5 protein-coding genes are annotated in these 5,046 nt (G+C 66.6%); 1 reads left to right on the forward strand and 4 read right to left on the reverse strand.

Going from position 1 to position 5,046, the window contains the following annotated elements:
* From KGM94_RS23330 to KGM94_RS23340, 3 genes are all read right to left on the reverse strand, one after another.
* A partial coding sequence (locus KGM94_RS23330; RefSeq protein WP_300264538.1) for an RNA polymerase sigma factor region1.1 domain-containing protein occupies positions 1-531 on the reverse strand: 531 nt, incomplete at its 3' end.
* A 380-nt stretch (positions 532-911) separates the two neighbouring features.
* Positions 912-2,909: a DNA primase gene (gene dnaG, locus KGM94_RS23335; protein WP_300264540.1), complete on the reverse strand. Its 1,998-nt coding sequence runs from the start codon at positions 2,907-2,909 to the stop codon at positions 912-914.
* Positions 2,910-3,052: 143 nt separating this feature from the next.
* Positions 3,053-3,451, reverse strand: coding sequence for a gamma-glutamylcyclotransferase family protein (locus KGM94_RS23340; protein ID WP_300264542.1), 399 nt, complete (start codon positions 3,449-3,451; stop codon positions 3,053-3,055).
* A gap of 134 nt (positions 3,452-3,585) precedes the next feature.
* Between KGM94_RS23340 and KGM94_RS23345 the strand changes: the two genes are divergently transcribed.
* Positions 3,586-4,389, forward strand: coding sequence for an N-formylglutamate amidohydrolase (locus KGM94_RS23345; RefSeq protein ID WP_300264544.1), 804 nt, complete (start codon positions 3,586-3,588; stop codon positions 4,387-4,389).
* Positions 4,390-4,569: 180 nt separating this feature from the next.
* Here the strand turns inward: KGM94_RS23345 and KGM94_RS23350 are convergent.
* Positions 4,570-5,046, reverse strand: a 477-nt coding sequence (locus KGM94_RS23350) for a LysE family translocator (protein ID WP_300264546.1), incomplete at its 5' end; no start/stop codon positions are given.

The following is a 5,046-nucleotide window of genomic DNA, read 5'->3' on the forward strand; positions in this document are numbered from 1 at the left end:
CGGGCTCTCGCACAGGCCCGCGATCATCGCCTCGCGGCCGGCCTCGATGCGCTTGGCGATCGCGATCTCGCCCTCGCGGGAGAGCAGCTCGACCGTGCCCATCTCGCGCAGATACATGCGCACGGGATCGTCGGTGCGTTCGCCGGGCTCGCTCTTCTTGACCTCGGTGACGGCCTTCTGCGTGACCTCGACGAGCTCGTTGTCGGTCTCGTCCTCGCCGCCGCTCTCGTCCTTGTCCTCGTCGCCCTCGGCGTCATCGGCCTCGGTGACGTTGATGCCCATGTCCGAGAGCATGGACATGATGTCTTCGATCTGTTCGGGAGAGGTGGTGTCGGAGGGCAGCACTTCGTTGAGCTGATCAAAGGTCACGAAGCCGCGCTTCTTGGCCTGCTTGATCATCTTCTTCACCGCGGCGTCGGACAGGTCGAGCAACGGCGACGGCGCGTCCTGGGAATCCTTCTCCGGGGCGTCCGCTGCCTTGTCGTCCTTTTCCTTGTCCTTCGCCTGCAGCGTCTTTGCCTTGGTGGCCATCCATTGCTCCTAAACGCGCTTTCCACGCAGGTGGCTCGACGTCCGCCTGCCTGATCACTTGAACCTGCTTCTCGATCGTATGCTCGCGAACGTCAGCTCTCGACACGCAAAGGGCGGCGCAAACGTTCGTTCGCCACCCCCAACTTCTCTCGCCGGATTTCGCCTAACGCTTCGTGAGCACCTCTTGTCGCCGGCGGTTGCAGGAATTGCCAACAGCGAATGCGCGGATTCGTCCTGACGCGTCTGTTATGACCTGCGGCCGCCCGGCCAAGTTGCTACAAGACCGTTAAGCCTCGATTAACCCTGTTTTTGCCGCCAAACCATGGATTTGGCGAGTCTTTTTGCGGTCCCGGCCTCCGCCGTCCGCATGATTCTTCGATTCACACGCTCTTCTGGAACCGGCCCGACAACTCGCCAAAGCCCTCGATCAGGGCCTCGATGCCGTCGACTTCGGCCATCCGAGCCTTGACGTCACGCAGCCACGCCAAATTGGCCTCGCTGGAGTCCTCCCCCAAGGCCAGCTCGGCGTCCTTCAGCTCCCTAAGTAGGGAATGCCACTGCCGATGCAAGGCGACGAGTTGGTGCCAGGTGGCAAGAACGTCGTCCCGGGCCGCACCCTCCCGCGCGCCCCACACCGCCTGAGTCGTGATCGCGCGCTCAACCCTTTGAAGAAGTTGGGAGAAACCGCCAACATCGAGGTCGGCCCGCATCTTTTCCGCCTGCTCGGAGGGGTCCGGGCTGTGGTGATGGTCATTGGCGAAGGCGGCGATGATGCCAGCGCGCAGCCTGTGCGCCTCGGGATGCGCCAATTCCAGCGCCGCCACCTCCTCGAGGTGTTCGTGCAGCAGCCAGGGGTGGTTGATCAGGCTCTGCAGGATCAGGGCCTCGCGGCGGGAGATCGCACTGCGCTGGCCGCGCATGATCGGGCTCGCCGCAAGCTGCGGGCTCGCGGCCTGGTAGGGACCCGATGGTATCGAGGTGGGCCCGGCGGCGCCGCGGCGGCCGGAGCCGGCGAATCGGTTGGGTGCACCGCCTGTGCGGGGCGGAAAGCCGCGGCCGGGGCCTGAGCGGAAATTGCCGCGCCCGGCAAAGCCGCCGCGGCCGCCCTCGGGCGCAAAGGTGCGCTGCAGGCGCCCGGCGAGATCCTGGCGGTAGTAGCGGCGCACGACCTCGTCGCGGATGCCGTTGGTGAGTTCGTTGATGCGCGCCTCCAGCGCCGCGCGCCGTTCCGGCGTGACGAAGCTGCCGCCCTCGAGTTCGCGCGACCAGATCACGTCGGCAAGCGGTCGCGCCGCAGCCATCACCTCCTCGACCGCGCCGCGCCCGCCGGAGCGCACGAGGTCGTCGGGGTCCTGTCCTTCCGGCAGCAGCGCGAAGCGCAGGCTCTTGCCCGGGGCGAGCAGCGGCAACGCAAGATCGGCGGCACGATACGCCGCCTTCTGCCCGGCCTTGTCGCCGTCGAAGCAGAGGATCGGCTCGTCCGCCATCTTCCAGAGCAGCACAAGCTGGCTCTCGGTGAGCGCGGTGCCGAGCGGCGCCACCGTGCCGGCAAAGCCCGCGGTGACCATGGCGATGACGTCGACATACCCCTCCACCACGATCAGGGCGCTGCCGTTGTGCGCGGCCTGACGCGCCGTGGCGCGGTTGTAGAGATTGTCGCCCTTGTGGAAGAGCGGCGTCTCCGGCGAGTTGAGATATTTCGCCGGAACGTCCTTCTCCAGCGCGCGGCCGCCGAAAGCGATGACGCGGCCGCGCAGGTCGGTGATCGGAAACATCACGCGGTCGCGGAAGCGGTCGTAGGGCACGGGAATGTCGTCGCCCGCGACCAAAAGGCCCGCCTCGATCATGTCCTCGACCGGGACGCCCTGCTTGCCGAGATGCTCCTTCAGCGCAAAGCGCTCCGGCGGCGCATAGCCGAGCCGGAACTGCAATTGCGTCGCCGGCGAGATCGCGCGATCGGCGAGATAGCCGCGCGCCTTGGCGCCCGCCCGCGAAGCCAGCGTGTCGGCGAAGAATTTTGCCGCGAGGTCCATGACGTCGTGCAGCGTCTTGCGCCGCTGCTCGTATCGCGCCGCATCGGGCGTGACCGCCGGCAGCGGCAGGCCCGCCATTGCAGCGAGCCGCTCCACGGCTTCGGCGAACGGTACGCCCTCGGTCTCCATCACGAAGGTGATGATGTCGCCGTGCTTGCCCGAGGAGAAGTCGTGGTAGAACGCCTTCTGGTCGTTGACGTAGAAGGACGGCGTCTTCTCCTGCTGGAACGGCGACAGCCCCTTCCACTCTCGCCCCGCCTTCTTCAGCTTCACGCGCCGGCCTACGACTTCCGAGACCGGAAGCCGGGCACGCAATTCGTCCAGGAATTGGGGCGTGAAACGCATGGGCGATGTCTGGGCCGAGTCGGACGTCCTGCCAATCGAATAGCCATATAGGCACGCTTTGCCGAAATACGAAGTCCGTGCCGATTCTCCCGGTTATTCACAGGCTGCCTGCTCCTCCGCCCCATGCGCGAGGTGCCGGCGGCCTAATGCTCCAGGAAGCGACCCGACTCGATGCGCGGCAGGTCCGTCACCGGCCAGTTGTAGACGTAGGTCCAGGCCTGCTCGGCCGCCCCATCGGCGAGCCGCACCTCGACGAGCCTGCGCAGATATTCCGTCGGCTCCGGAAAGCCTTCGCCGCAGGCCTCGTACATGTCGAACTCGCGCAGCAGTTCCTCCGGTGTGTGCAGGCGGAACAGCTCGCCGTGGACGATGTCGGCGGCCTCGTCCGACAGCACGAGACCGGGATAGTGCTTGACGAGATGAAGCCGGCCGCGACAGGTGGCCTCGCCCAGGAAGTCGGCATGGCCCGAGAGCAGCCGCGCCATCGGGTGATCGAAGCCGCGCATCAGCGTGCCGTAGACGAAGAGACGATCGGAGGTCATGTTCCCTCTATAGCCGTCATTGCGCGCGAAGCGAAGCAAACCAGAACTGCATCCGCAGCGCTGGCGCGACAATCGCACTTGTGATGTGTCTGCGATCGAGCGATCCATCTCTGCACCTTCCCTGGGCGATTTGAATGATCTCCGATGCCACCAGTGCGCCAACCCCTCTGCTCGGCCAGAACGACGTCCCGCCGGTGCACGAGGTCAACGCAGGCGGCCGCTCGCCCTTCCTGCTCACGTCCGATCACTATGACCGGCTGTTGCCGCATGCGCTCGGCAACCTCGGCGTCGCCGAGAGCGAACTGACGCGGCACATCGCCTGGGACATCGGCATTGCTGGCGTCGCCGAACGGCTGGCAAACATGCTCGACGCGCATCTGATCGCGCAGCGCTATTCGCGGCTCGTGATCGACTGCAATCGCCCGCCGGGCGCGGCGAGCTCGATTCCCGCGATCTCGGAGGCAACGGCCATTCCCAGCAACGAGGCGCTGTCGGCGGCGGCGCGCGAGGCGAGGCGGCGCGAGATCTTCGATCCCTATCATGGCCGCATCAATGCGGCGATCGACGCCCGCCTGCATGCAAGGCGCCCGACGGTGCTGGTGGCGCTGCACTCCTTTACGCCGGTCTATGCCGGCGTCGCGCGGCCCTGGCACATCGGCACGCTCTATCACCGCGACGCCATCTTGCCGCGCCTGCTGCTGCAGCATTTGCGCGCGGAGGGCGATCTCGTCGTCGGCGACAACGAGCCCTATGCGGTCAGCGACCTCACCGACTACACCATCCCCGTCCACGGCGAGGCGCGCGGCCTGATCAACACCGGCATCGAGATCCGGCAGGACCTGATCGCCGACCAGGCCGGCCAACGGCAATGGGCCGACCGGCTGGCGCGGATCCTTCGGGAGATCGAGGCGACGTTGCGCGCGGAGGGGCTGGCCTGAGGCTTTTTGCGGGCCGGACGACGAAACTGAGGAACAACCCCATGCACAGTGGATGGGGGCTGCCGGGAAAATGCCGGACTCGTCTCACGCAACCGCCTGACGCATCGGGCAGAATCAGCCGAAGGCCGCAACCAACAGGGCGGGACGAGCGGCCGGCGGGATTGCGCCGAAAACAACGGCCTATCTGGCGCGAGTCAGCGCCAGCCAGATACCGCCGCCGATCATGAAGCCGCCGGAAATCCGCGACAGCGCGCGGGTGCGGCGCGCCGAGAAGAACAGCCGCGCGCGCCCGGCGAGCAGCGCATAGACCGCGTCGGTCATCACGGCGGTGACCATGAAGGTGGCGCCGAGCAGCGCCACTTGCGGGAAGTGCGGCTTGTCCATGTCCATGAACTGCGGGATGAACGCACCGAAGAACACCAGCACCTTCGGGTTGGACAGCAGCACCAGAAAGCCCTGCAGGAAGAAGCCGCCGCGCGGCGGCGCCGGCGGCTCGTCGACATTGACGCCCTCGATCGGCGACCACAGCAGCTTGACGCCGAGCCAGACCAGATAGGCGGCCCCCGCAAAGCGCACCCAGTCGAACCAGTAGCCCATGGTCGCCATCAGCGAGGTCAGGCCGATCGCGACGACGCCGATCACGATCGTGAGCCCGGC

It is taken from the genome of Bradyrhizobium sp. (genome assembly GCF_028868675.1).
GTDB lineage: Bacteria > Pseudomonadota > Alphaproteobacteria > Rhizobiales > Xanthobacteraceae > Bradyrhizobium.

Coding starts and splice junctions, on each gene's coding strand:
- dnaG (WP_300264540.1), bottom strand. CDS start 2,909: ATGCGTTTCACGCCCCAATTCCTGGACGAATTGCGTGCCCGGCTTCCG.
- KGM94_RS23340 (WP_300264542.1), bottom strand. CDS start 3,451: ATGACCTCCGATCGTCTCTTCGTCTACGGCACGCTGATGCGCGGCTTC.
- KGM94_RS23345 (WP_300264544.1), top strand. CDS start 3,586: ATGATCTCCGATGCCACCAGTGCGCCAACCCCTCTGCTCGGCCAGAAC.